Source organism: Alcanivorax jadensis T9, assembly GCF_000756655.1.
Lineage (GTDB): Bacteria > Pseudomonadota > Gammaproteobacteria > Pseudomonadales > Alcanivoracaceae > Alcanivorax > Alcanivorax jadensis.
Genome location: NZ_ARXU01000003.1, coordinates 307,918 through 332,329 on the forward strand (window position 1 = coordinate 307,918; position 24,412 = coordinate 332,329).

At 59.4% G+C, this 24,412-nt stretch carries 24 protein-coding genes; 17 read left to right on the top strand and 7 right to left on the bottom strand.

The genetic code is table 11. The features are described from left to right. Positions 1–77 precede the first annotated feature (77 nt). From T9A_RS06090 to T9A_RS06140, 11 genes are all read left to right on the top strand, one after another. Entirely contained in the window at positions 78–812 is a 735-nt protein-coding gene (locus T9A_RS06090) for a glutathione peroxidase (protein WP_035246023.1), read from the top strand. Between the two features lie 310 nt (positions 813–1,122). Beyond that, positions 1,123–2,196 (top strand): efflux RND transporter periplasmic adaptor subunit, encoded by a 1,074-nt coding sequence (locus T9A_RS06095; protein ID WP_035246025.1) that lies wholly within the window; start codon positions 1,123–1,125, stop codon positions 2,194–2,196. Further along, entirely contained in the window at positions 2,196–5,264 is a 3,069-nt protein-coding gene (locus tag T9A_RS06100) for an efflux RND transporter permease subunit (RefSeq protein ID WP_035246027.1), read from the top strand. The genes T9A_RS06095 and T9A_RS06100 overlap by 1 nt, the downstream gene beginning before the upstream one ends. Before the next feature lie 210 nt (positions 5,265–5,474). Beyond that, positions 5,475–6,455, top strand: a complete 981-nt coding sequence (locus tag T9A_RS06105; RefSeq protein WP_035246029.1) for a calcium/sodium antiporter — start codon at positions 5,475–5,477, stop codon at positions 6,453–6,455. Positions 6,456–6,492: 37 nt separating this feature from the next. Continuing rightward, positions 6,493–7,617, top strand: coding sequence for an AI-2E family transporter (locus T9A_RS06110; protein ID WP_035246308.1), 1,125 nt, complete (start codon positions 6,493–6,495; stop codon positions 7,615–7,617). Further along, positions 7,614–8,360: a DUF4397 domain-containing protein gene (locus tag T9A_RS06115; protein ID WP_035246031.1), complete on the top strand. Its 747-nt coding sequence runs from the start codon at positions 7,614–7,616 to the stop codon at positions 8,358–8,360. The genes T9A_RS06110 and T9A_RS06115 overlap by 4 nt, the downstream gene beginning before the upstream one ends. Before the next feature lie 267 nt (positions 8,361–8,627). After that, complete coding sequence (locus T9A_RS17025) at positions 8,628–8,801, top strand: OsmC family protein (protein WP_156964846.1); 174 nt, start codon at positions 8,628–8,630, stop codon at positions 8,799–8,801. A 62-nt stretch (positions 8,802–8,863) separates the two neighbouring features. Further along, positions 8,864–9,148, top strand: coding sequence for a pyrimidine/purine nucleoside phosphorylase (gene ppnP / locus T9A_RS06125; protein ID WP_035246033.1), 285 nt, complete (start codon positions 8,864–8,866; stop codon positions 9,146–9,148). 25 nt (positions 9,149–9,173) lie between these two features. Beyond that, positions 9,174–10,076, top strand: coding sequence for an alpha/beta fold hydrolase (locus T9A_RS06130; RefSeq protein ID WP_052042544.1), 903 nt, complete (start codon positions 9,174–9,176; stop codon positions 10,074–10,076). Positions 10,077–10,253: 177 nt separating this feature from the next. Then, positions 10,254–11,336, top strand: coding sequence for a hypothetical protein (locus T9A_RS06135; protein WP_035246034.1), 1,083 nt, complete (start codon positions 10,254–10,256; stop codon positions 11,334–11,336). 200 nt (positions 11,337–11,536) lie between these two features. Continuing rightward, a complete protein-coding gene (locus T9A_RS06140; RefSeq protein WP_052042573.1) occupies positions 11,537–12,808 on the top strand; it encodes an MATE family efflux transporter in 1,272 nt (423 codons plus the stop codon). 152 nt (positions 12,809–12,960) lie between these two features. On the opposite strand, the gene T9A_RS06145 is transcribed toward T9A_RS06140, so the two are convergent. Continuing rightward, positions 12,961–13,881 (bottom strand): sterol desaturase family protein, encoded by a 921-nt coding sequence (locus T9A_RS06145; protein ID WP_035246037.1) that lies wholly within the window; start codon positions 13,879–13,881, stop codon positions 12,961–12,963. Positions 13,882–14,002: 121 nt separating this feature from the next. On the opposite strand from T9A_RS06145, the gene T9A_RS06150 reads away from it, so the two are divergent. The 4 genes from T9A_RS06150 to T9A_RS06165 all read left to right on the top strand — a co-directional run bounded on the left by T9A_RS06150 (position 14,003) and on the right by T9A_RS06165 (position 17,465). After that, positions 14,003–15,025: a helix-turn-helix domain-containing protein gene (locus tag T9A_RS06150; protein ID WP_035246039.1), complete on the top strand. Its 1,023-nt coding sequence runs from the start codon at positions 14,003–14,005 to the stop codon at positions 15,023–15,025. Between the two features lie 217 nt (positions 15,026–15,242). Next, entirely contained in the window at positions 15,243–16,223 is a 981-nt protein-coding gene (locus T9A_RS06155; protein WP_035246041.1) for an NAD(P)H-dependent flavin oxidoreductase, read from the top strand. Positions 16,224–16,383: 160 nt separating this feature from the next. Continuing rightward, entirely contained in the window at positions 16,384–16,833 is a 450-nt protein-coding gene (locus T9A_RS06160) for a glutaredoxin family protein (RefSeq protein WP_035246043.1), read from the top strand. 29 nt (positions 16,834–16,862) lie between these two features. Further along, a complete protein-coding gene (locus tag T9A_RS06165) occupies positions 16,863–17,465 on the top strand; it encodes a glutathione S-transferase family protein (RefSeq protein ID WP_035246045.1) in 603 nt (200 codons plus the stop codon). Positions 17,466–17,551: 86 nt separating this feature from the next. Here the strand turns inward: T9A_RS06165 and fghA are convergent, their stop codons facing one another. Continuing rightward, positions 17,552–18,397 (bottom strand): S-formylglutathione hydrolase, encoded by an 846-nt coding sequence (gene fghA / locus T9A_RS06170; RefSeq protein WP_035246047.1) that lies wholly within the window; start codon positions 18,395–18,397, stop codon positions 17,552–17,554. A gap of 72 nt (positions 18,398–18,469) precedes the next feature. After that, the gene (locus tag T9A_RS06175) at positions 18,470–19,579 is read right to left on the bottom strand and encodes an S-(hydroxymethyl)glutathione dehydrogenase/class III alcohol dehydrogenase (RefSeq protein WP_035246048.1); all 1,110 of its coding nucleotides are present in this window, start codon (positions 19,577–19,579) and stop codon (positions 18,470–18,472) included. Positions 19,580–19,717: 138 nt separating this feature from the next. On the opposite strand from T9A_RS06175, the gene T9A_RS06180 reads away from it, so the two are divergent. Both T9A_RS06180 and T9A_RS06185 read left to right on the top strand, forming a co-directional pair. Beyond that, a complete protein-coding gene (locus T9A_RS06180) occupies positions 19,718–20,590 on the top strand; it encodes a LysR family transcriptional regulator (RefSeq protein WP_035246050.1) in 873 nt (290 codons plus the stop codon). A gap of 264 nt (positions 20,591–20,854) precedes the next feature. After that, positions 20,855–21,250, top strand: coding sequence for a GFA family protein (locus T9A_RS06185; RefSeq protein ID WP_035246052.1), 396 nt, complete (start codon positions 20,855–20,857; stop codon positions 21,248–21,250). Between the two features lie 35 nt (positions 21,251–21,285). On the opposite strand, the gene T9A_RS06190 is transcribed toward T9A_RS06185, so the two are convergent. From T9A_RS06190 to T9A_RS06205, 4 genes are all read right to left on the bottom strand, one after another. Beyond that, a complete protein-coding gene (locus tag T9A_RS06190) occupies positions 21,286–21,603 on the bottom strand; it encodes a TRL-like family protein (protein ID WP_052042547.1) in 318 nt (105 codons plus the stop codon). Positions 21,604–21,814: 211 nt separating this feature from the next. Further along, a complete protein-coding gene (locus T9A_RS06195) occupies positions 21,815–22,969 on the bottom strand; it encodes a hypothetical protein (RefSeq protein WP_035246054.1) in 1,155 nt (384 codons plus the stop codon). Positions 22,970–22,979: 10 nt separating this feature from the next. Next, the gene (locus T9A_RS06200) at positions 22,980–23,198 is read right to left on the bottom strand and encodes a hypothetical protein (RefSeq protein WP_007151188.1); all 219 of its coding nucleotides are present in this window, start codon (positions 23,196–23,198) and stop codon (positions 22,980–22,982) included. Between the two features lie 240 nt (positions 23,199–23,438). Continuing rightward, positions 23,439–24,380 carry a DegV family protein gene (locus T9A_RS06205; RefSeq protein WP_035246056.1) on the bottom strand — a complete coding sequence of 314 codons (942 nt, stop codon included), beginning with the start codon at positions 24,378–24,380 and terminating at the stop codon, positions 23,439–23,441. Positions 24,381–24,412: the final 32 nt, after the last annotated feature.

A 24,412-nucleotide genomic window follows, 5' to 3' on the forward strand; every position in this document is an offset into this window, starting at 1 on the left:
AGATGGGTAAGTGGATGGCTATCATATGGGTATGACTCATCGAGTCACCCTCTTATCCATGTTTAAGGAGAGCCAATATGTTGGACAACCGTGAAGGGCAGCCCGTCCCCCAAGTCACCTTCCGTACCCGTGAAGGTAATGAGTGGCGGGATGTGACCACCGATGACCTGTTCAAGGGAAAAACCGTGGTGGTATTCGCCCTGCCGGGCGCGTTCACTCCGACTTGCTCCTCCACACACCTGCCGCGCTACAACGAGCTGGCGCCGGTACTGAAAGCCAATGGTGTGGACGACATTGTTTGCCTGTCCGTGAACGACGGCTTTGTGATGAACGCCTGGGCCGGTGACCAGTCTGCCGGCAACATCCGTTTTATTCCGGATGGTAACGGCGAGTTCACCGACAAGATGGGCATGCTGGTGGACAAGCAGGATCTCGGTTTTGGGCCGCGCAGCTGGCGCTATTCCATGCTGGTGAAAGACGGGGTGATCGACCGTATGTTCATTGAGCCGGAGAAGCCCGGCGACCCGTTCGAGGTCTCCGATGCCGACACCATGCTCAACTACATCAATGGTGAAGCGGCCCTTCCCAAGCGGGTCACCGTTTTCACCAAGCCGGGCTGTCCACACTGCAGCCGGGCAAAGAAGGCGCTGGCAGAAAACGGCTACGTCTTTGAAGAAATCGAACTGGGCAGCCGGGGCCTGAGCTACAGCTCCCTGGCGGCGGTAACCGGTGCCGGCACCACGCCGCAGGTGTATATCGAAGGCGAACGCATTGGCGGCGCCGACGAGCTGGACGCCTGGCTCAAGGCCTGATCAGGCCGCAGGCATCGTAAAGAGCAACCCCGTGACGCGCTCACCGTCATCGCGCGGCAGGTTGGGTGGACCCACCCGCCGTGCACCTTGATCCCCCCTCGGGTCGACATCTGTCGGCCCTTTTTTTGTCAATCCAACAGCGGGTACCACGCGCTGTTGGACGTTGCCTGGCGTAGGCAGCGTTCCTATACAAAGACACCATAGTCATTTCAGGTCAGAATCCAGTAGGGTTTTGAATAGGTTTCACGACACCGTAGTCAGATATGTGATAATTGGTACTGACAAGTACCGTAATGCTGGGAGAGCACGCATGGGACGTTTCTGGGCACTGGTTGGCCTGTCTCTGGTGATGGCGGGATGTGGGGATGAACCGCCGGCGGAGGCGCCTTTACCGCAGCCGGTGAAGCTGTACACGGTGAACGGTGACAGTGCCGGGCAACTGCGCCATTACCCGGGGCGGGTGGTCGCCACGGAAGGATCGCAGCTGGCGTTCCGGGTATCCGGGCAGCTGGTCAAGTTGCCGGTGCGTGCCGGTGAACAGGTGAAAAAAGGGCAGCTGCTGGCGGCCCTGGATCCGGCGGATTTCAATAACCAGCTGGCCGACCGTCAGGCCCAGTACGATCTTGCCGAAAGTCAGTATCAGCGGGCTATCAGCCTGCGCGAGCGCGGGGTGATTTCCGAAGCCCAGTTTGACGAGTTGCAGGCCAAACGTCGTCAGGCCCGGGCCGCTCTGAGCATGGCCCGCGACAATGTGGAATACACCAGGCTGAAGGCGCCCTATGCGGGTACTGTGGCGCGCACCGAAGTGGAAAATTACCAGTTTGTGCAGGCCAAGGAGCCAATCCTCTATCTGCAGGGAGACGACAACATCGATATCGAGTTTGCCGTCTCCGAACGCTTCTTTACCAACCTGCGCAAGGGGGGGGAAGACTATGAACCTACGGTGCGTTTTGAGGGGGCGCCGGACCGCACCTTCAAGGCCAGCTATAAGGAACACGAAGCCAGCGCCGATGCGCGCACCCAGACCTACAACATCACCCTGACCATGGCCAACCCGGAAGGGCAGGTGGTGCTGCCGGGCATGAGCGTGGACGTGGCCATTGATCTTAGCCAGATTCGCAAGGCCGCCGCCGACCGCCTGCAGGTGCCGGTGGAAGCCGTGTTCAAACAGGATGGCAAGGAGGGTGCCTTTGTCTGGCGTTATCAGCCGCAGGACGATATCGGCACGGTGTCGGCGGTGCCGGTAACCCTGGGCGAAGTGGTCGGTGAAGGCGTGGAAATTCTCGACGGTCTGAGCAGCGGAGACCGGGTGGTGAGTGCCGGCGTCCATCATCTGGAAGAGGGGCAGACGGTACGTGAGCTGGTGAAAGAGCGGGGGCTGTAATGAATATCGCCGCATACAGCATTCGCCACCGGGTGGTGAGCTGGCTGTTCACCCTGATTCTGCTGGTGGGCGGGATCGTCAGCTTTTCCCGCCTCGGCCAGCTGGAAGACCCGGAGTTCACCATCAAGACTGCCATGGTGATTACCAGTTACCCGGGCGCGTCGCCTCGTCAGGTGGAAGAAGAAGTCACCTTGCCGGTGGAAATGGCAATCCAGAACTTGCCCTACGTGGATTACGTCACCTCCATTTCCAGCAATGGCTTGTCCCAGGTGCAGGTGGAGATGAAACCCACCTATCGGGCCAGCCAGCTCAAGCAGATCTGGGACGAGCTGAGACACAAGCTCACTGACCTGCAGCCGGAGCTGCCTCCGGGAGTCGGCACCATTCAGGTGCTGGATGACTTCGGTGATGTGTACGGGATTTTGATGGCGATCACCGGAGACGGTTATCGCTACCGGGAAATGCAGGATTACGCCGACTACCTGACCCGGGAGCTGGTGCTGGTGAAAGGCGTGGGCAAGGTGGTGGTGGGTGGCCAGCGCCAGGAGCAGGTGCTGGTGGAACTTTCCCGCACCCGGCTGGCCTCTCTGGGAATCAGCCCGGAACGGATCTTTTCCCTGCTGCAGACCCAGAATACGGTCAGCCCCGCGGGCAAAGTCAGGGTGGGGGACGAGTACATCCGCATCTATCCTACCGGTGAATTCCCCACTGTGCAGGACATGGGTGATCTGCTGATTTCCGACCCTGGCGCCGATGAACTGGTCTACCTGCGTGATGTTGCCACCATTGAACGGGGCTATGCGGAAGTGCCGGATCACCTTTATCGGTTCAACGGTGACGCGGCTCTGACCCTGGGGATTTCCTTTTCAAAGGGAGTCAATGTGGTGGAGGTAGGCGCGCGGGTACAGCAGCGCCTGGCTGAACTGGAATACCAGCGGCCGGCGGGCATGGAACTGGCCACGGTGTACAACCAGCCCCAGGAAGTGGATAGCTCGGTGGGTGCCTTCCTGCTCAATCTGGGCGAGGCCATTGCCATCGTCATCGCCGTGTTGCTGGTGTTCATGGGGGTGCGTTCCGGTCTGCTGATGGGGGGCGTGCTGCTGCTGACCATCCTTGGCACCTTTATCGTCATGAAAGTGCTGGCCATTGATCTGCAGCGGATTTCCCTGGGGGCACTGATTATCGCCCTGGGCATGCTGGTGGATAACGCCATCGTGGTCACCGAGGGCATCCTGGTGGGCATGAAGCGCGGTATGTCGAAGCTGGAGGCGGCGGTGGATATTGTCCGCCAGACCATCTGGCCGCTGCTCGGGGCCACGGTGATCGCCATCATGGCGTTCGCGCCCATCGGCCTGTCTGAGGATGCCACCGGGGAATACACCAATACCCTGTTCTGGGTGCTGCTGATTTCATTGCTGCTCAGCTGGATCACCGCCGTGACCCTGGTGCCTTTCTTTGCGGACCTGTTTTTCTCCGACAAGGATGTGGGCGGCGCTGGCGGTGAGGGCGAAGATCCCTACAAGGGCAAACTGTTCGTGATCTATCGGCGCCTGCTGGACCGGGCCATTCATCATCGGGTGTTGACCCTGTCCGGCATGGGCATCCTGCTGGTGGTGGCGGTGGTAGGCTTCGGGGCGGTTAAACAGGCCTTCTTCCCGCCCTCCAATACGCCCATGTTTCTGGTGGATTACTGGCTGCCCCAGGGCAGTGACATCCGTGCCACCCGCGAAGCGGTGGAGCGCCTTGAGGCGTCGCTACTGGAAATGGACGAGGTCACCGGGGTGACCAGCACCATCGGTCGTGGTGCCGAGCGCTTCATGCTGCCCTACAACCCGGAAAAGAGTTACCCCAGCTATGCGCAGCTGATTGTTCAGGTAAGCGCGCGGGAGCAGATTGATGCGGCCCTTTCTGCCACCCGGCAACTGATTGGCGAAGAGCATTTGCAGGCCTTTGCCAAGGTGAAACGGCTGATGATCGGCCCCAGCCCGCCGGCATCCATCGAGGCCCGCTTCAGCGGCCCGAACCCGCAAACCTTGCGCGAGCTGGGCCTGAAGGCCCAGGCGATCATGCGTGACGATGGTGGCCTGGAAAGCATCCGCCATGACTGGCGCCAACAGGAAAAAGTGATTCGGCCCCAGTTCCAGGAAGCCCAGGCGCGCCGTGCCGGCATCAGCCGGGAAGATCTGGACAATACCCTGGCGCTGAACTTCAGTGGCCGCAATGTGGGTCTCTACCGTGACGGTAGCCAGTTGCTGCCCATTATCGCCCGCCCGCCGGAGGATGAGCGACTCAGCGCCGACAACCTTAACGATGTGCAGGTGTGGTCGCCGGTGTACGCCACCTACATTCCCATTACCCAGGTGGTGTCTGATTTCCGCACCGAGTGGGAGAATGCGCTGATCCTGCGTCGTGACCGTAAGCGGACCCTGACGGTGCAGGCGGAGCCGGATGTGCTCGGCGATGAAACCGCCGATCAGGTGCTGCGCCGGATTCGCCCGGCCATTGCCGAACTGCCATTGCCGCCCGGTTATTCACTGGAATGGGGGGGAGAATATAAAGCATCGAAAGATGCCCAGACGGCGGTATTCGGCAGCCTGCCCATGGGCTATCTGTTCATGTTCATCATCACCATGCTGCTGTTCGACTCCCTGCGACAGCCGCTAGTGATTTGGGCCACCGTACCGCTGGCCATCATCGGCGTGACTCTGGGCCTGCTGCTACTGAATGCCCCCTTCGGCTTCATGGCGTTACTGGGTTTTCTCAGTCTGTCCGGCATGTTGGTGAAGAACGGCATCGTGCTGGTGGAGCAGATAAAACTGGAGATGGAAACCCTGGAGCCCTTCGAGGCAGTGATGATCGCTTCCATTTCCCGGGTGCGGCCAGTGTGCATGGCGGCGGTGACCACCATCCTCGGGATGATCCCGCTGTTGTTCGATGCCTTCTTCGAGTCCATGGCAGTGGTGATCATGTTCGGCCTGGGCTTCGCCACGATTTTGACCCTGATTGTAGTGCCGGTGCTATATACCCTGGCCTATGGCATCAAGCCGGGGCGGGAGGAGCATGGTTAGCTACGAGCTACGAGCTACGAGCTACGAGCTACGAGCTAGAAGAGACCGGCTCTGGCGTTAATGCGCGGCGCGCATCCTTTACGGGTGCGCCGTGCAATTTCGCGCCTGGCAGCTAGGAGCTAGAAGCAAGCAGTTCAATGACAGGTGCCAGCCTTCCTGCTCTCTGCCACAATGCCCGCCTGACACGATCCATTATCCCAAGGAGTCCCCATGTTGCTGGCTATTGCCGCCGTGATCGCTGGCCTGATTGTGCTGGTATGGAGTGCTGACAAATTTGTGGAAGGGGCGGCCGGTACGGCGGCCCATGCGGGTATGCCGCCGTTGCTGATCGGCATGCTGATCGTCGGCTTCGGCACCTCGGCACCAGAGATGGTGGTGTCTGCCATGGCCGCGCTGGATGGCAATCCCTCCCTGGCACTGGGTAATGCCTATGGCTCCAATATTTCCAACATTGCGCTGATTCTCGGGGTGGTCGCCGTCATGAGCCCCATCGCGCTGAATTCCGCGGTTCTCAAAAAAGAGCTGCCAGTGCTGACGCTGGTCACGCTGCTGGCGGGTTATCAGTTGCTGGATGGCAGCATTTCCCGGGTGGATGCCTGGGTGTTGCTTGCCGTGCTGGGGCTGCTGATGGGCTGGTCTATTTATGCTGCCATGAGCGGCAAGGGCGATGTACTGGCGGGGGAAGTGGAAACCGATCTGGCCGAGCATCCCCTGCCATTGAAAACCGCCCTGTTCTGGTTGGTGGTGGGCCTGGCCCTGCTGGTGACCAGTTCCCGGCTGCTGGTGTGGGGGGCAGTGGATATTGCCCAGTCCCTGGGGGTCAGTGACCTGGTCATCGGTTTGACCATTGTGGCGATCGGTACCTCCCTGCCAGAGCTGGCATCCAGCATCGCCGCAGTGCGCAAGGGCGAGCACGATATTGCCTTTGGGAACGTGCTAGGCTCGAACCTGTTCAATACCCTGGCGGTCGTCGGCATCGCCGGTGCCATCCAGCCCATGAGTGTAGAGACGGTGGTGTTGCAGCGTGACTGGAGCCTGATGATGGTGCTGACCCTGGCCCTGTTTGTGATGGGTTTTGGTCTGTGGGGTCGCAAGGGGCAGATTACCCGCGGCAATGGTATCGGTCTGCTGGTGGTTTTTGTGGCCTATATGAGTTACCTGGGCGGTGGCGTGTTGATGGCTGCCAGCTGATCCAGCTAGTGAATTTGCAGAAAGGAAATGGATGGCGATGCAGGATACGGATATATCGGTAAAGCTGGAGCGGGGCACGTTTCTGTTTACGCTGGTGGCGGTCAGCGTGGCGTTTGCGTTGTTGCTGAAACCCTTCTTCGCCCCCATTTTCTGGGCCTGCGCCATTGGTGTGATTTTCTATCCGTTCCAGAAACGCCTGCTCGGCAAGTGGCCCCATCGTCGTAATCTGGTGTCCCTGTGCACCCTGATTTTGTGTGTGGTGCTGGTGGTGATCCCGGTACTGGTGGTGGCCTCCTCCTTCGTCACCGAAGGGGTGTCCCTGTTCCAGAAGGTGCAGAGCGGCGAGCTCAACCTGGCCGACTATGTGGACCGCATCAAGCAGGCATTTCCCTGGTTGCAGTCCCTGGCGGAACGTTTTGATATCGACCTGGAGCGGATCAAGTCGCAGACCGTGGAAGCCTTCACCGGTGCCGGCCAGTTCCTCGCCAAGCGTGCCTTGGCGGTGGGCCAGAATACCTTCCAGTTTTTCCTCAACCTGGGCTTGATGCTGTATCTGGCGTTCTTCCTGATTCGTGATGGTGATGCCATGGTCAACATGCTGATTCGGGCCCTGCCGCTGGGCGACGAGCGCGAGAAACTGTTGTTCGCCAAGTTTGCCGAAGTGACCCGTGCCACCATCAAGGGCAACCTGCTGGTAGCGGCCACCCAGGGGGCCCTGGGTGGCCTGATATTCTGGTGGCTGGGCATACCCGGTGCCTTGTTGTGGGGGGTGGTGATGGCGGTGTTGTCATTGATTCCCGCAGTGGGGGCGGGCCTGATCTGGCTGCCGGTTTCACTCTACCTCTATGCGGTTGGTGATGTATTGAACGCTACCATCCTGGTGTTGTTTGGTGTTTTTGTCATCGGGCTGGTGGACAATATCCTGCGTCCGATCCTGGTTGGACGAGACACCAAGTTGCCGGACTATGTGGTGCTGTTTTCCACCCTGGGTGGTCTGGCCATGTTCGGCATCACCGGCTTCGCGCTGGGGCCTCTGCTGGCCGCACTGTTTGTGGCCTTCTGGGGCATTTTCATACGCGAATTCAATGAGGGTGAAAGCCCCGCCGCCCTGCTCGAGCAGCAGGGCAGCAGCGAGGAACCATCCGGGAGTGAGGCATCATGATTTTCCTGCGTCTGGTATTGGCCGCGTCCGTGGCAGGCCTGTCTACCTTCGGCTGCGATGAGGACGACGACAACAGTCTGTTTTCTGACAACGCCAGAATCTATTTCCATAACCAGTTGACCCAGGTGGGTGGTGGCAGCGAAGACGATGTCACCGTGGACCTGTTCGTGGACAACCAGAACAGTCCGTTGCAGAACGATGTGGGCTACACCATTACTGGCAATGTCAGCGCCGAATCCATCGAGCTGGACGACGACAGCGAGTCTCTGTCTTTCGATGTGCGTGGCAGCAGTTCCGGCAGTACCCTGGTGAACGGCCCGTTGAATCGCACCCTCACCGCGGGTGATCGCTATACCGTGGTGTTAATGGGCGACACTACCCTGGACAACCGTCAGCTTCGCACCTACCGACATCAGCAAATGACCGTGACCAGCGGCCAGATCCGGGTGCGCTTCATCAATACCCTGTCGCGCCTATCCGGCGATGAACTCAGCGTTGCGACACCGGGCCCCGCCGGCCAGTCGCTGGTATCCGGTCTGGAGTATGCCGAAGGCAGCAACTATGTGTCGGTCAATGCCAGTGGCACCCTCGAGGTGACGGTCAATAACGAAACCCAGGGTCTGGAGATCGATCAGGTAAGCTGTAGCGTCAGCAGTGGCCGCAGCTACGATGCCATCATTGCCTACCGTCGTTTCGACAGCGACGATGACCAGATTGCCCTGTACTGCCAGCCGTTCAACTGAGCGGCTGGTACTTGGTAGTGAAGTCGTAGAAATATTCTGCCAGCAGGTTGAAGGATCCTGAGCAGCTCCCCTTGTTTTGTAGGAGCTATGCTTGCATGGCGAACTGTTGGCCGGTTTGCCATGCAAGCATAGCTCCTACAGCCCAATCCGCATTTTTTCAGTCGTACTGATGGATCCAGGTCAGGGGCTCGCCGCCCAGCAGCGTCACCCGGTTAGCATCAGGCTGTCACGGCCACAATCGAGAGAATACCGCTCACCGACCTGCAGGTGGGTTTAAACGTTTATCGGGATGTTGCGGGCAAGGAATATATCGATCGCACCCTGGCCTGCAGTGGTGAATTGACCGATGAGCAGCGCCAGCGACTGCTGGAGATTGCCGCCAAAACACCCGCTACCAATGCCGTGCGTCAGGGCACCCCGATTGCCACGGATTGGAAATAAGCGGCAAGGTGTCGACGCTTTTGGCATACTCGCGCCTCCATTGACTCAGCGGAGGCCCTTGCATGTTCAAGGTCAACGAATACTTCGATGCCAAGGTGGCATCCATTGCCTTTCAAGCCGAAACCAAGCCCGCCACGGTGGGTGTGATGGCGCCCGGGGATTATGAGTTCGGTACCAGCGAACACGAGACCATGACGGTGGTGAGCGGCGCACTGACCGTGAAGCTGCCCGGCGCTGCCGACTGGCAGACATTTGCTGCCGGTGACACCTTTGAAGTGGTGGCAGATAGCCGTTTTCAGGTAAAGGTGGCAGTGGATACCGCCTACCTGTGTCTGTACGGCGAATAACAACACGGAAGAACGGGGGATCGGAATGCCGTTATTTCCTGCCAGGGACGGCCAGTCACTGCATGTGAGAATTCTGGGGCGTGGCCAGCCGGTGCTGATGTTGCACGGGCTGGGCATGCAGGGGCGCGACTGGCTGCCTTTTGTGCTGCCATACCTGCGTTGTTATCAGTTTTATATGCCGGATCTGCGTGGGGCGGGGAATTCTGCTGCTGCCCGTTTCAACCAGGCCGATGTGTTTCATAACCACATGCAGGACATGGAAGACCTGGTGAGCCACTTTGGCCTGCAGGATTTTCATCTGGTGGGCTATTCCCTCGGTGCTACCACCAGCCTGCACTGGCATGCCCATGGGGATTTTTCTCCGGTGGGCCGTTATCTTCATATTGATCAGACCCCCTGCATTGCCAACCAGCCTGACTGGGCCCATGGCCTGTTCGGTGACCGTCAGGAACACTTCTTTTCGCAATTGCGGGAGTTGCTGGTATTGCTGGACGCGGCTCCGGATCACGGGCGAATCGCCAACCTGGCCGCCGGAATGCGCGAGGCTGTACTGCGCCAGCTGACCCATATTCTCGCCCAGGTAGCCGGTCGCCCGGAGCTGCATTCCGCCTTTCGGGCTACCTCCCGCTGGTCCGGGCTGTGGGCTCGCCTGCTGCCGGTGGCGGAGCTGGCGGATATCCGTGCCTATCTGCAGGCGTATCTGTCCGGTAGTCATGATTACCGACCTTCCGCCGCAGATTTTCCGGTGCCGGCCACGGTGATTACCGGTGCCCGTTCACCCCTCTATCCCGCTGAAGGGCAGGCCGCCTTTGCCAAACTGATGGGTGCCCGTCATGTTGTGCTACCGCGCTCCGGCCACGTGCCGCTGATGAGCCAGCCGTTGGCATTCACCCGGGCGCTGGGCGAGTTTCTGGCTGGCACTGAGTGATCGTGAGAATGGATGCGGCACAAGCATCGATGTTGCGTAGGGTGCACTGAGCCCAAGCGAACTGCACCAACCCGTCTGGTTTGTGGCCCCTTGAATCTACAGCAGAATGCAATTTCGGAAATCTGGCAATAGCGGGTAGCATGCATAACTTTCCTGAGTCGGTTTCGGAGAGAGCAGGTGGTCGCCATTCACAGCAGAGCCTCCGCGCTAACGGTGCGTGCAGGCACTGATGCCATTGCCCATTTGCGCGAGTACGGGTTACGCGCCGAGGATGTGGACATTGTTCCCGGTGCTGCCGGTGGTCCCAAGGCTTTGGGTATCAACGGGTTGGACCGGGCGGTGTTCGGTGACTTTCTACCCCGGGCGCCTCGACGTCGTACCCTGATCGGCGCCTCCATCGGTAGCTGGCGTTTTGCTGCTATCGCCATGGGTCAGGATCCTGCCCTAGGGCTGGAGCGATTGGCGGAGCTCTACACCAGCCAGCGATTTCCCAAGGGCATTACCTCCCGGGAAGTGAGTCGTCGCTGTGCGGCGATGCTCTCCGAGCTGCTGCAAGATCGCGACCAGCACATCCTGCATAACCAGGACTATCGGCTGGTGATCGTAGTGATTCGCAGCCGTGGGCTGATGGCTCGCAACGGCGGTCTGGGTCTGGGCCTGGGGCTGGCCGGACTGATCGGCACCAACTTTTTCAGCCGCCAGGCCACCGGCCTGTTCATGGAGCGTGGCCTGGTGTATCCGGACGGCAGCCCCTTGCCGGTGGGGCCGCTCAATGATTTCACCACCCATCATATTTCCATGCGGGCAGAGAACCTGCGCGCGGCTCTGCTGGCCAGTGCGGCCATCCCCATGGTGCTGGATGGGGTCAGCGAGTTGCCCGGGGCGCCGGATGGGGTCTACCGGGATGGCGGCATGCTCGATTACCACCTGGACCTGCCTTATCAGAGTGCGGGCATTGTGCTCTATCCGCACTTCACCGACCGGGTGATCCCCGGCTGGTTCGACAAGCCCCTGCGCTGGCGCAACGGCGACCCCAAGCGTCTGCGTCGTTTGCTGCTGGTGTCTCCATCGCGGGAATACCTGGCCAGTCTGCCTCACGGCAAACTGCCCGACCGGACCGACTTCAAGCATTACCTGGGCGACGATGCCGGCCGCGAGGCCTACTGGCGCAAGGCGGTGGGGGAGAGTCAGCGGCTGGGGGATGAGTTTCTTGAGCTGGTGGAAACCGGAAAACTGGTGGATCGTATCCAGCCGCTGTAAGAATCCCCCGTAGGAGCGGCGCTTGAGCCGCGAACCTGCTTGCGACAGGCCGTGCCAGGTACGGTTCGCGGCTCAAGCGCCGCTCCTACGGGGAACATGTTACCCTCGCCAGGTTTCCCTATTGACCCGGATTGCCCGTGACTGAATCCAGCCCCTCCACATTGTCCCTCGTCCGCCAGCTCTGGCAGCAGACCTGGCCCATGGCGCTTGGCGTTATGTCGTTACTGGGGTTCTACCTGGTAGACAGCATTTTTGTGGCGCGGTTGGGGACGGCGCCGCTGGCGGCGCAGTCGTTTACCTTTCCGCTGTCGTTTCTGGTGATCGGGGTGCAGGTGGGGATCGGCATTGCCATTGCTGCGCTCATCTCCCGGGCCATCGGTGCCGGTCAGCAGGATCAGGCCAACCGGCTCGGTGCCCTGGTGCTGACCGGTGGCGGCCTGTTGCTGGGTGTGCTGCTGTTGCTGCTTTGGCTGCTGCAAACCCCGGCGTTTTCCCTGATCGGCGCCAGTGAAGCCATTCGCGAACTGATCCGTCCCTACTGGGCGATCCAGGTCCTGGCTATGTGGGTGGGCGGGGTACTGTATTTCGGGTACAGCCTGTTCCGGGCCCACGGCAATACCCGCTTCCCCGGGTTGATGATGGTACTTACCAGCCTGCTCAACCTGATTCTGGATCCGTTGCTGATCTTCGGGGTTGGTGACTGGGAGGGGTTCGGCCTGCCCGGTGCCGCGTTGGCGTCCCTGCTGGCTTTCTCAATCGGCATGATCATCCTGGTGTTGGCCCTGCGGGGGCAGGGCTGGGTACAGCGTCATGGCATGCTGTTACAGATGCGGGTATCTGCCTGGCCGTTCGCGCAGATTGCCGGCCCTGCCATGATCAGCCAGCTGATGCCGCCGTTGGCGGCCATGCTGGCCACCGCCCTGGTGGCCCGGGCCGGTGACCAGGCGGTGGCTGCCTGGGGTATGGCTAGTCGGCTGGAAAGTTTTTCCATCGTGTTGGTGCTGGGCATGACCATGGCGCTGCCGCCCTGGTTGGGCCGCTGTTATGGCGGAAACGACTGGGACACCGTGCGCCGGCTGATGCGGGTGGCGGCGGCCATGGTGATTGGTTGGCAGGTTCTGCTGGGACTGGTGATGGCGTTGCTGGCGGCGCCATTGGCGAGCCTTCTGGTGGAGTCGGCACCGGTCCAGGCTTACCTGACACTGCTGATTCGCTGGTTGCCGCCCAGTTTTGGTCTGCTCGGTGTGTGCATGCTGGTGGTCTCCGCCAGCAATGCCCTGGGCTGGCCCATGCGTGCCATGCTGATTTCCTTCCTGCGCCTGTTCCTGTGCTATCTGCCGTTGCTGTGGCTGGGCTACCAACTGGGCGACTTCGGCGGCCTGGCGTTGGGGGCGGCGTTCGGTAATCTGCTGGCGGGGGTGATGGCGTGGGGGTTTTATCAGCAGGCGCTGGGAAAGGCAGTTGATAATTGAGAATGGATAATTGATAACGCGCGATTAGAGCGCGGTCATGTTCTGCAACGTATGAATCCGCGCCCCTATCTGGGGCGCGGACTCATACGTTTAGAAAACTCACAACCTGTCCCGCGCAGTTATCAATTATCCATTCTCAATTATCAATTCAATCATTCCCCTCTCTCCCACTCCGGCGGCTTCCACAGATGTTTCAGCCGCTGTCCGATGGGGCCGCGCTGTTTGATGTCGCGGAACATGTCCACGTATTCATGGCACCAGTTCACCAGCAGGTTGTTGCTGTACACCGGGCGGGTGATGCCGTATTCCACCGGTTCCTCGTCCCGTTCTGGAGTAAAGGTGCCGAACAGACGATCGAAGACGATGAAGACGCCGCCGTAATTGGTGTCGATATAGTCCGGGTTGCGACCATGATGGACCCGGTGGTGGCTGGGCGTGTTGAACACATATTCGATGGCCGGGTGCAGTCGCTTCACCAAGGTGGTGTGGATAAAGAACTGGTAGACCAGTGACAGGGCATAACATACCCCGATCCACACCGGGTTGAAGCCGACAAAAGCCAGCGGCACGTAGAACAACCAGCCACCATTGAAGATGTTGGTGGCGTTCTGACGCATGGCGGTGGAAAAGTTCATCCGCTCGGAAGAGTGGTGGGTCACATGGGCGGCCCAGAACCAGCGCACCCGGTGGGAGCTACGGTGCATCCAGTAGAAGCAGAAATCCGTCAGCACCCAGAGCAGGGCGCCCGTGAACCAGGTCAGCTCGATATCCAACAAGCGGTGGTGGTAGGCGAAGGCATATACCGGGAAGGCGATCAGGCCGGCGAACAGCAGCTCGGTGGTCTGGTAACCGGCACCCAGCATGAAGTTGCGGATGGATTCCCGGCTATCCACCAGCTCGGCATTGTGGCGGATCTTCAGGAACTCCCACAGGAATACGCCGATGAAGAAGGGCGTGGCCACCATGAAGATCAGTTGCCGCTCGTCCAGGGCCAGCCAGGGGGCGATCGTTTCCCACAGTGGCGCCAGGCCGCTGTTCTGCCACACGCTGTTGAGCCAGTCCATCAGAGCCATGGGTATCTTCCCGTTGTGATTGATGATGGAGTCATTGTGCGATGGAGGACCGGGTTTGTATTGACACTCTATGCCGTATTTTTGACAATATATGCCATTGGATGAACGGCGGGAGAGCATCATGGCCACAGCCATGCGCGTCACCGGGGCCTGGGTACAGTTGCTCACGGACTGGCTGGACCGGGAAAATCTGCCGGCGCCGGCCCTGCGCACCGTGCTGGACAGCCGTAGCCCGGCGGACCTGGTGCCCCTGCCGTTATGGCGTGACCTGCTGCAGCAGGCGGTGGCCCTGCGACCGGACCGGGTGACGCCGGGGTTGTCCATCGGCGCCATGGTGCAGCCCCGCCATGTGGGCATGCTCGGCTACCTGATTCTCACCTGCCGCACCCTGGGTGAGGCCATGCAGGCCTACCAGCGTTACGAGACGCTGTTTTACGGCCAGGATATGGTGGAAGTGCTGGGCCTGGGGGATCAGATGCAGGTGCGCTGGTCCGGTGAAGATTCCACCGGGGAGCTGGCGGACACCGTTGCCATCGCTGCGCTGATCACTTTCCTGCGTCGGCTGGTGGATGATCCGCCGTCACCCGCCTCGGTGTCTTTCGTGTTTCCGCCGCCGTCGGCGACAGCCTGTCAGGCCTACGAAGCCTTCTTCGGCTGCCCGGTGTTGTTTGCCCAGTCCCACACCTGCGTCAGTTTTCCGATTCACTTTCTCGCCATGCCGCTGCCGCACAGTGATCCCAGCATGCGCAATCTGCTGGATCGCCAGGCCGGCGCCATGCTGCTGGCCCTGCCGGATTCCGACAGTTTCGACCGGGCCCTGCAGCAGGCCATGGTAAGGCTGTTGCCGGAGGCGACGGTGACCCTGCCGCGTCTGGCTGCAGAGCTGCACATGTCGGTGCGCACCTTGCAACGACGCCTCGCCGAGCGACAACTGACCTGGCGGGTACTGCTGGATCGCACCCGCGAACAGCTGGCCCGTCATTATCTGGCGGACCCCTCACTGACCCTGGGTGATATTGCGCTGTTGTTGGGGTTTTCCGAGCACAGTGCCTTCAGTCGTGCCTACCGGCGCTGGACCGGCACAACCCCGGGCAAGGCCAGAAAAACCCTGGGCCGCGCATACAAAAGCGACGTTGCTGTCTAATCCAGGCTCGTTGAGGCGTTCTCTTGATGAAAGCGGAAAGCGTTGTAGAACAGGCGTTTGCTGCCTGATCCATGGCAAGTGCTAGCCAAAATTCCCGAGGGGGTGAACATTCCTGTCATTGCTGCAAAATAGGGGGCTTGAGTACGTTGGCGCCATCCAAACGCCCCCGGAGCCTGTTCTGCGGGGCAGGCCTGAATTCAGTAAAGGGACCCCATTCATGAAGACACGTATTACCGAATTACTGGGTATCCAGTATCCGATTGTGCAGGGCGGCATGCAGAATGTGGGCTATGCCGAACTGGCGGCGGCGGTATCCAACGCCGGCGGTCTGGGTATCATCACTGCCCTGACCCAGCCCACCCCGGAAGACCTGGACAAGGAAATCAAACGCTGCAAGGAAATGACCGACAAGCCTTTCGGCGTCAACCTGACCATCCTGCCTACCATCAAGCCGGTGCCCTATGAGGAATACGCCCGGGTGATCTGCGAAAACAATATCTCCGTGGTGGAGACCGCCGGCCGTAACCCGGAACCCTTCATGCCCCTGTTCGAAGGCGCCGGTGTAAAGGTGGTGCACAAATGCACCTCCGTCCGTCATGCGTTGAAGGCAGAAAAGGTGGGTGTGGCTGCGGTCTCCGTGGACGGCTTCGAATGTGCCGGTCACCCTGGGGAAGACGACATCCCCAATCTGGTGCTGCTGCCGGCAGCGGCCAAGGTGATCAAGATTCCCATGCTCGCCTCCGGGGGTATTGGGACCGGTGCGCAGATGGCGGCCTGCCTGGCGCTGGGTGCGGACGGCATCAACATGGGCACCCGTTTTCTGGCCTCGAAAGAATCGCCAGTGCACGAAAACATGAAGCGCGCCATTGCCGAAGCCTCCGAACTCGACACTGCGCTGATCTTCCGTCCGCTGAAAAATACGGCTCGTGTTTTCAAGAATGCGGTCGCCACCCAGGTCAACGAGATTGAGCGCGAAAAAGGCCAGGACATGAAGTTCGATTACATCATTGATCTGGTTGCCGGGGTGAAAGGTAAGGCGGCGCTGACCTCCGGTGAAATCGACGGTGGCATCTGGACCTCTGGCATGGTCCAGGGGCTGATCGACAGCTACCCGAGCTGTGCGGAAATCATTGATGACATCATCAGCGAGTGTGTGGGTACCATCAATCAGCGCCTTGCGGGTTTTATCAACGACTGACTGTTTCCGGTTTTAGTCTCGCTCTCCCGAGCCATAGCCAGGGCACTGCCCTGGCTTTTTTTTTGCCGTTTTCCCGGGCTGGTCGAGTTTTTGGATATTGCGCATGTTCCTCGGTGGGGGATTTGACGGTAAGCTGACCACGCAAAAAGGAGAGGGGATCATGAAGGGATGCATCAAGATACTGCTGTTTGCTTGTGCCATGCTGTTGTCGGGGCAGGTCTGTGCAGAGATCTACACCTGGACTGATGCGCAGGGGCGCGTCCATTTTGGTGACAAGCCTGCCGATAACGACCGGGCGCAAGCCGTCAACGTCCGCATCAATACATTCGAGAGCGTGACCTACGACAGCCTCGGAAAGGGCGTCCCGGAGCCGGCAGCGCGTGGGGGCAACGTTATCATGTATGCCACCCAGTGGTGCGGGGTGTGCAAGAAAGCCCGCCGTTACTTCAATGACAATAATATTTCCTTTACCGAATACGATATTGATAAAGACCCGAAAGCCCAGGCACGCTTTGACGCACTGGAAGGCAAGGGGGTGCCCGTCATTCTGGTGGGCAAGCGGCGTATGAACGGTTTCAGCGTCGAAGGGTTTGAAAGAATATACCGGTAATACTTCGCGCCCTATCACAAGGAAAAGTGATGTTTACGCTTTATGAATTTGCCTCGTCCGGCAACTGCTACAAGCTGCGGCTGGCCATGGCCCAGCTGGACATACCCTTTCAGCGTATCGAAAAGGATATCACCCGCGGCGAAACCCGCAGTGCAGAATTTCTCGCCATCAATCCCAATGGTCGTATTCCGGTATTGGTGACACCAGATAACAGGGTGTTGCCTGAATCCAGTGCGGCGCTCTGGTATCTGGCCAGAGACAGTAAGCTGATGCCCGAGGACCCGTTTCAGCAGGCTCAGGTGCTGCAATGGATGTTCTTTGAGCAGTATAACCACGAACCCAACATCGCCACGTCGCGCTACTGGATTCATGTGCTGGGAGAACAGGAAAAGTATGCTGAGGCGCTGGCGGAAAAACAGCAGAAAGGTCATGACGCCCTGGCAGTAATGGAAACCCATTTGTCAGACCGGGACTTCTTTGTCGGCCGCGATTATTCCATTGCCGACATTGCCTTGTATGCCTATACCCATGTGGCCGGGCAGGGTGGTTTCTCTCTGGATGCTTATCCGGCGATACGGGGTTGGTTGGAGAGGGTTGAGCGGCAGCCGGGTTACGTTGCCATGGAGGCTTGATAATTCACAACATCGAATGACCGGGCGGTAGGGTGGATTAGCCTGAGGCTAATCCACCCTACGTGATGGCGCTCTGCTTGAAAGATCTATTGCGTCAGGTGATGAAAGTGATATTTCAGATGATCGTCAATAAAGCTGGCGATAAAGAAATAGGAATGGTCATAACCTGGCTGCATGCGCAAGGTGATCGGCACGCCGGCTTCTTCACAGGCGGCACTGAGTGCTTCCGGCTGTAGTTGGCCATCCGTGTAGAAGTTGTCCGCATTGCCCTGATCCACCATCAAGGCCAGCGAGCTGCCATTTGCCTTGATCAGCTCGCAGGCATCCCAGGCCTTCCAGCTTTCCTGATCATCGCCCAGGTAACCGTTCAGGGCTTTTTCTCCCCATGGACATTGCATCGGATGGCTGATCGGCGCGAAGGCGGAGACCGAGGTGTAGCGCCCCGGGTTTTTCAGCGCGCAGATCAGGGCGCCATGGCCTCCCATGGAGTGGCCGCTGATGGCCTCGCGACCGTTGAGCGGGAAATGGTCGCGCAGCAGTGCCGGCAACTCATCGGTCACGTAGTCATACATGCGATAGTGCTGGCTCCAGGGCGCGCGGGTGGCATTCACATAGAAACCGGCACCAGAGCCGAAATCATAGCTGTCGTGCTCACCGGGCAGATCGGTGCCGCGCGGGCTGGTGTCCGGGCAGACCATGGCAAGGCCCAGCTCGGCGGCGGTGCGTTGCGCGCCGGCTTTCTGCATGAAATTTTCATCGGTACAGGTAAGGCCGGACAGCCACCACAGCAGCGGCACGTCGTTTTCATCGGCTGCCGGCGGCAGATAAATGGCGAAGATCATTTCGCAATTGAGTACCTGGCTGCGGTGCTTGTAGCGTTTCAGCCAGCCACCAAAGGATTTGGTGGCGGAAACCAGTTCGATATCAGACATGATTATCCTTTCTGACGAAGCCGCTGCAGGAGCACCTCGAGAGGTGCTCCTGCAGTCGGAATTCATTGCCTCTTAAAAAAGAATCACCGAACGAATGCTTTTGCCTTCGTGCAGCAGATCAAAGGCGGTGTTGATCTCGTCCAAGCCCATGGTGTGGGTGACGAATTCGTCGATCTTGATTTCGCCTTTCATGTAACGATCCACATAACCGGGCAGCTCGGTACGGCCTTTCACGCCACCGAAGGCAGAGCCTTTCCAGACCCGGCCGGTGACCAGCTGGAACGGACGGGTAGCGATTTCTTCACCGGCACCGGCCACGCCGATGATGATCGATTCGCCCCAGCCCTTGTGGCAGCACTCCAACGCCGAACGCATCACGTTCACGTTGCCAATGCACTCAAAGGAATAATCCACACCGCCGTCGGTGAGTTCGACAATCACTTCCTGAATGGAGTTGTTGTAGTCCTTGGGGTTGATGAAATCGGTGGCGCCGAACTGCCGGGCCAGTGTTTCCTTGGCCGGGTTGGTGTCGATAGCAATGATGCGCTCTGCCTTGGCCATCACCGCGCCCTGAATCACTGATAAACCGATGCCGCCGAGCCCGAACACGGCCACCGTGGAGCCTGGCTCCACCTTGGCAGTATTGAGCACGGCGCCGATGCCGGTGGTGACGCCGCAGCCGAGCAGGCAGATCTTGTCCAGCGGGGCTTCCTTGCTGACCTTGGCCAGGGAGATTTCCGGCACCACGGTGTATTCAGAAAAGGTACTGGTGCCCATGTAATGATGCAGCAGTTTGCCGTTCAGGGAAAAGCGGCTGGTGCTGTCCGGCATCAGCCCCTGACCTTGGGTGGCGCGCACTGCCTGGCACAGATTGGTCTTGCCGCTGAGACAGAATTTGCACTTGCGGCACTCGGCGGTATAGAGCGGAATCACATGGTCGCCGGGCTTCAGGCTGGTTACGCCTTCGCCCACTTCCTGCACGATACCGGCGCCTTCGTGGCCAAGAATGGAAGGGAAGATGCCTTCCGGGTCCTTGCCGGACAGGGTGTAGGCATCGGTGTGGCAAACGCCGGTGGCAACGATCTGCACCAGCACTTCCCCGGCCTTGGGGCCGGCCACATCCACTTCTTCGATCTGTAGGGGTTTGCCTGCTTCCCAGGCGACGGCGGCACGGGATTTCATGGTGATTCCTTCTTGATAAGTAGAGGGCGTTAACGCGTTTCGCGATGCAAGGCATGGCGAATGATGGATTCACTATACGCAGACACGAATAGAGCTATAAGGCACAATTCAGCAAGAGATTATTGTCAGGTAGCAACAATGCAGCACTGGGATCGTATTGAAGCCTTTGTAGAAGTGGTGCGCCGGGGTTCCTTCGCCGATGCCGCCCGACACCTGGGGGTGTCCAGTTCTCACGTGAGCCGGCTGGTGTCGCGACTGGAGACCCAGCTGGGCACCCAGTTGCTTTACCGCACCACCCGGCGTCTGAAACTCACCGATGCGGGAGCCGTTTACTTCGACCACTGTGGTCAGTTGTTTGACGGTTTCCAGGAGGCGCTGTCGGCGATCAGTGATTATCAGCAGCGCCCCACCGGGGTGCTGAAGCTGACCTGCGCCACCACCTTTGGTGAGCGCTATATCGCGCCGCTGGTAAATGATTTTCTGGCCCGCCATCCGCAACTGTCGATACAGCTGGATTTCACCAACCGGCGGGTGGATATCATCGACGAGGGTTTTGATGTAGCCATCCGTACCGGTGCCCTGCCGGATTCATCGCTGATTGCCCGCAAGCTTTGTCCGCGTCGGGAATACATTGTCGGTTCCGCCGACTATTTCCAGCGCCATGCCCGGCCCCACACCCTGGGGGAGTTGAGCCAGCACAATTGCCTGCTTGGCTCTGCGGACCAGTGGGCGATGGATGTGGGGGATCAGCACCGGCAATGGAAAGTGCAGGGCAACTGGAAGGGCAATTCCGGCATGGCGCTGCTGGATGCAGCCCGCAAGGGCCTGGGGTTGGCGCAGCTACCGGATTACTACGTGGAAGACGATCTGGCCGACGGTCGCCTTGTCTCGGTGCTGGATCAGTATGCCTGCACTCACACAGCGGTCTGGGTGGTCTATCCCCGTCACCGGCATCTGTCGCCCAAGGTGCGTCAGTTTGTGGATTTTCTGGTGGAGGGTATGGTGCGTTGAAAGGCGCTGATACCTTCTTGCAGGAGCGTCGCTGGCGGCGCGATTGGGAACTCTGATTCAGGCTTGGGACTCAGGCCCGGGAAATTGTTCTGCTGTAGGAGCTCCTCTTGAGGGGCGAAGACGGATGAAAAGGATGAGTCGAGCAGGTAGCAATCTATTCCGAAAGGCTCTGTCGAGTTCAGGAAGGCCTGACCGCCCTGCGGGGAATTTCTGCGCAAGCGCGGTTCGCCCCTCAGCTCCTACAGCAACTAAAATGGAGTGGATATGTATACGGGAAGTTGTCTTTGCGGCGGTGTCACGTTTGAAATCGCCGGTGAGCTGGCACCGATTCAGGTCTGTCACTGCCAGCAGTGCCGTAAGGCCCAGGGCACCGCATTGGTGACCAATATTCCGGTGGAAAACGGCAAGCTGCATTGGGTCAGTGGTGAAGCCTTATTGAAACGCTATGAATCCTCGCCGGGCAAGCAGCGGGTGTTTTGCCGGGAGTGTGGTTCGCCGATTTACAGCTGCCATGAGAGCAAACCTGGCGTGGTACGGATTCGGGCGGGGCTTTTGAATGAGCCGCTGGCCACGCGGCCGGCGTTTCATATCTATACGGATTCGGCCTGTAACTGGTGGGCCATTGACGATGGATTACCGCAGTACCCTGAAGGTAAATAAAGAGGCCCCGCAGTGCGGGGCCTCTTGGGAGGGGATTATTCCCCTTCCACTATGGTGCAGAAGTTGCTGAACAAGCCCAGCACAGTGGTGCTCTGGTGGTCGATGTTGGCAACTTTGCTGATGTCCGCTTTCTGTTTGGCCGTGCTGATAGAGGAGTCACCTACAGCAATCAGCCCCAGGATGTTCGTGGCACAAGATTGGCCGCTTTTGCTGATCCCGGTGCTGGTGGTTGCATTCACCGGGCCTTTCACCGAGGTGAACAATGCGCCATTACCCACCGGGCTGACCGCAGTCGCGCAGCCAGTGGTAATGATAACCGTTGCCCCCACAATAAATGCCTTGATCATCTTCATATTATTCAACCCTGTTATACGTTATTGGATGCTTCCTTCCTGGAAGTGCGGGCATTGTAAAATAGTTGTCACAATATTGGCAGGGAAAACAGGGATCCAGGGCAGTGCGCCGGACATTTTCTGTCCGGCGCAAAGGGGGTGCGCAGGTCTATACAGCAACGAAACTGATAGTCGATATGCAACGCATCAGAGATGCGAACGTAGTAAGCGGTTACGCCATCTCCGCTTTCAGCGCCTCGATCTCGTGAGCGTCGCTGTTGCGCGCCAGGAAGGCTTGCCAGCTTTCGGCTGCCAGGCCTTTGAGCGCCTTGGCCACACGGGGCAGCTCCGCCTCAGGCAGGTGGCCGAACAGACCCAGCAGCTTGCTGTCGTGGGCCTGCCCCAGCGCCTGGCCCAGTGCCTCCGGCTGGCTACCGGTGAGCACATCCACCGCCGGCGTCAGGTGTTCCTGATCCAGTAGCGGCAATAGGGTGAGCAGCTCATCCCAGCTGTTTTCGCTGGCCACGGTGGCAATCAGGCTTTCCATGATGTCTGCTTCGCGCAGCTTGGGCACATTTACCACCATCTGCTGATGCTGGTTATCCATGGCATTCACGGCTTGTAGCAGGTTGGTCCACAGGCGCTGTTCGCTGGCCACTTCAATGATGTGACTGATGACGGTTTCGCCCTGCTCGGCCACCAGGTTGCCCATCTGGCCGCGCAGCTCGGTGTTCAGGTGTCCGTTCAGGGACAGTACCGCCGGCCACAGTTCATGGTCGGTGGCGGCTTTCAGGGTAGCTCGTTGCTGTGTTTCGCTGAGTAGTGCCAGCAGGGTGTCCAGCTTGCTCTTGTCTTCCAGGTAAAGGGCAATCTTTACCATGGCTTCGCCGTCTTCGATGCTGCTGGTGACGGCTTTCAGGGCTGACGTCTGAATCACGGCCACAAAGCGGGCCAGGGTGATGTGCTCGCCCATGGCCAGCAGGGTCTTGGCCACAGAGGCGACAATCTTGTCAGGCATGGCGGCCAGCAGGTCCCGGGAATACGTGGGCTCAAGATGGATGCAGAGCTTGGCCAGAAATTCTTCCGGAAGCTTGTCGGCCAGCTTGATGGCGCGTTCGGGGGGCAGCTCGGAGGCAATGCCGGCGGCGAGCACGGAGCCCAGTACAGTGGTGGCCAGTTTGGCGCTGGCACCGGTGGGCACCAGCTTGCTGATGCCGGCCAGGCGCTGATAGCTGTCCTGGTGTTGTTCGTAGAAGAAGCCGGATACGGCACCACGGAAGGTGGCCAGGGCGCCAAGATCCTGGCCGTCCAGGAAGGCCAGGTTGTTTTCTTCGGTTTCCAGCAGGCGGCTGAGTTTGAGCAGTTCGGCCTGAGTTTCAATATGCATGTCTATCTCCTTAACCGAACAGCATTTTCTTCACCGGGCGGCGGAAGGGCCCGGGCACGACGTTAAGTGCGTTGTTCATCGCTTTTTCGACTCTGGCGTCTTTGGTTTCCAAAGCCGCAAGGACGGTATCGGCCAGCTTGCTGGCCTGATCGGCGGGCAGGGACTCGATAAAGGCCAGCGCGTCCGCTGGCAGCCCCTTGTTCTTCAAGGTACTGATGGAATCAGACATGGTTCCTCCTTCACTATAGCGGCGCGGAGCACAGTCCGGGCCGCCCTGAATACAGGCTGTCTGGCGCAGCCTGCCTATGGCTGGCGCTACTATGCCAGCAATGGAGGAGGATGGGTGTTGCCGAAAAGCCGTTGCCGCGCGGCGCTCAAGAAAGCGCAGCGGTGAGTGTTCAGTTCGGTTCTGTGCCGATAAAGCCCATATTGCCCGCGACCGGTTGTCGATTTATCTCACCGGGCAGGTTCAGGCAAAGTCCATCTGGTCGGAGATAAAGCCCACACTGATGGCACCGGGGCCGATATTGACGCCGCCGGTGAGCCCCATGTGGCTGATCAGCAGATCTACCTGGTGCTTTTCCGTGGTGGCTTTCAATTTGCTGAAGCCGGGCATCTGGTAGACCGCGTCCGGGTCGCCGGCGTAGCTGACGCAGACGATGGGGGTCAACAGGCCCTCTTCCACGCAGGTGCAGGCGTGGGTGAACATCTTCTCCACGGCGGTTTCAAAGCCACGCACCTTGGCCACCGGGAAGGTCTGGTCCTGGCGGGCGCAGAGGATGGGTTTGATGTCCAGCGCCGAGCCCATCAGCGCGCCAACAAAGCCCACGCTCTTATCGCCTTTCTTGCGGGCTCGTTTGTGCACGTAGTAGAGATCCGGCACCACAGCGTAACCCGAGGTTTTCGGGGTCAGGTCGCTGATGCGCTGGCGGATGTCACCGACTTTCATGCCGGCATTGATAAGCCGCATGGTTTCTGCCGCCAGAACTCCCTGGCCGGCAAACAGTGTCTGGCTGTCACTGACCCGGATGCGGAACGGCCCTTCACGACCGGCGGCTTCACGGTACTTTCTGTAGTCGCCGAGGATGGCATGGGCCGCCTCCGTGGCGTTTTCGAAGATCGGGCTGCGACTCTTTGGTACCGTTTGTACCAGCGCGTAATCGAAGTCTCCCACCGCCTGTTCCAGGAACAGGGTGCGGATCTGGTCCACCGTGGGCGGAGCAGTTTCCGCATCGTGGTTCTTGTCCACTTCATGGCGGGCGTAAAACTCCCGGGCCCGTTGCGGGTCGCGGTCGTCCACGAAAATTTCCTTGCCGATGCGGATGGGCACCGGCATGACCAGGATGTTGTTAGCGTCAATAAAGTCCTTGGGCAGATCACAACCCGAGTCCACAACCAGACCGATTCTCATTGTTATGCTTCCTGTGGGAAGGGTAACAATGA

What these genes read in the sequence shown, in the direction of transcription:
- T9A_RS06090 (WP_035246023.1), top strand. Translation starts at nt 78, where the DNA reads ATGTTGGACAACCGTGAAGGGCAGCCCGTCCCCCAAGTCACCTTCCGT.
- T9A_RS06095 (WP_035246025.1), top strand. Translation starts at nt 1,123, where the DNA reads ATGGGACGTTTCTGGGCACTGGTTGGCCTGTCTCTGGTGATGGCGGGA.
- T9A_RS06100 (WP_035246027.1), top strand. Translation starts at nt 2,196, where the DNA reads ATGAATATCGCCGCATACAGCATTCGCCACCGGGTGGTGAGCTGGCTG.
- T9A_RS06105 (WP_035246029.1), top strand. Translation starts at nt 5,475, where the DNA reads ATGTTGCTGGCTATTGCCGCCGTGATCGCTGGCCTGATTGTGCTGGTA.
- T9A_RS06110 (WP_035246308.1), top strand. Translation starts at nt 6,493, where the DNA reads ATGCAGGATACGGATATATCGGTAAAGCTGGAGCGGGGCACGTTTCTG.
- T9A_RS06115 (WP_035246031.1), top strand. Translation starts at nt 7,614, where the DNA reads ATGATTTTCCTGCGTCTGGTATTGGCCGCGTCCGTGGCAGGCCTGTCT.
- ppnP (WP_035246033.1), top strand. Translation starts at nt 8,864, where the DNA reads ATGTTCAAGGTCAACGAATACTTCGATGCCAAGGTGGCATCCATTGCC.
- T9A_RS06130 (WP_052042544.1), top strand. Translation starts at nt 9,174, where the DNA reads ATGCCGTTATTTCCTGCCAGGGACGGCCAGTCACTGCATGTGAGAATT.
- T9A_RS06140 (WP_052042573.1), top strand. Translation starts at nt 11,537, where the DNA reads ATGGCGCTTGGCGTTATGTCGTTACTGGGGTTCTACCTGGTAGACAGC.
- T9A_RS06145 (WP_035246037.1), bottom strand. Translation starts at nt 13,881, where the DNA reads ATGGCTCTGATGGACTGGCTCAACAGCGTGTGGCAGAACAGCGGCCTG.
- T9A_RS06150 (WP_035246039.1), top strand. Translation starts at nt 14,003, where the DNA reads ATGGCCACAGCCATGCGCGTCACCGGGGCCTGGGTACAGTTGCTCACG.
- T9A_RS06155 (WP_035246041.1), top strand. Translation starts at nt 15,243, where the DNA reads ATGAAGACACGTATTACCGAATTACTGGGTATCCAGTATCCGATTGTG.
- T9A_RS06160 (WP_035246043.1), top strand. Translation starts at nt 16,384, where the DNA reads ATGAAGGGATGCATCAAGATACTGCTGTTTGCTTGTGCCATGCTGTTG.
- T9A_RS06165 (WP_035246045.1), top strand. Translation starts at nt 16,863, where the DNA reads ATGTTTACGCTTTATGAATTTGCCTCGTCCGGCAACTGCTACAAGCTG.
- fghA (WP_035246047.1), bottom strand. Translation starts at nt 18,397, where the DNA reads ATGTCTGATATCGAACTGGTTTCCGCCACCAAATCCTTTGGTGGCTGG.
- T9A_RS06175 (WP_035246048.1), bottom strand. Translation starts at nt 19,579, where the DNA reads ATGAAATCCCGTGCCGCCGTCGCCTGGGAAGCAGGCAAACCCCTACAG.
- T9A_RS06180 (WP_035246050.1), top strand. Translation starts at nt 19,718, where the DNA reads ATGCAGCACTGGGATCGTATTGAAGCCTTTGTAGAAGTGGTGCGCCGG.
- T9A_RS06185 (WP_035246052.1), top strand. Translation starts at nt 20,855, where the DNA reads ATGTATACGGGAAGTTGTCTTTGCGGCGGTGTCACGTTTGAAATCGCC.
- T9A_RS06190 (WP_052042547.1), bottom strand. Translation starts at nt 21,603, where the DNA reads ATGAAGATGATCAAGGCATTTATTGTGGGGGCAACGGTTATCATTACC.
- T9A_RS06195 (WP_035246054.1), bottom strand. Translation starts at nt 22,969, where the DNA reads ATGCATATTGAAACTCAGGCCGAACTGCTCAAACTCAGCCGCCTGCTG.
- T9A_RS06200 (WP_007151188.1), bottom strand. Translation starts at nt 23,198, where the DNA reads ATGTCTGATTCCATCAGTACCTTGAAGAACAAGGGGCTGCCAGCGGAC.
- T9A_RS06205 (WP_035246056.1), bottom strand. Translation starts at nt 24,380, where the DNA reads ATGAGAATCGGTCTGGTTGTGGACTCGGGTTGTGATCTGCCCAAGGAC.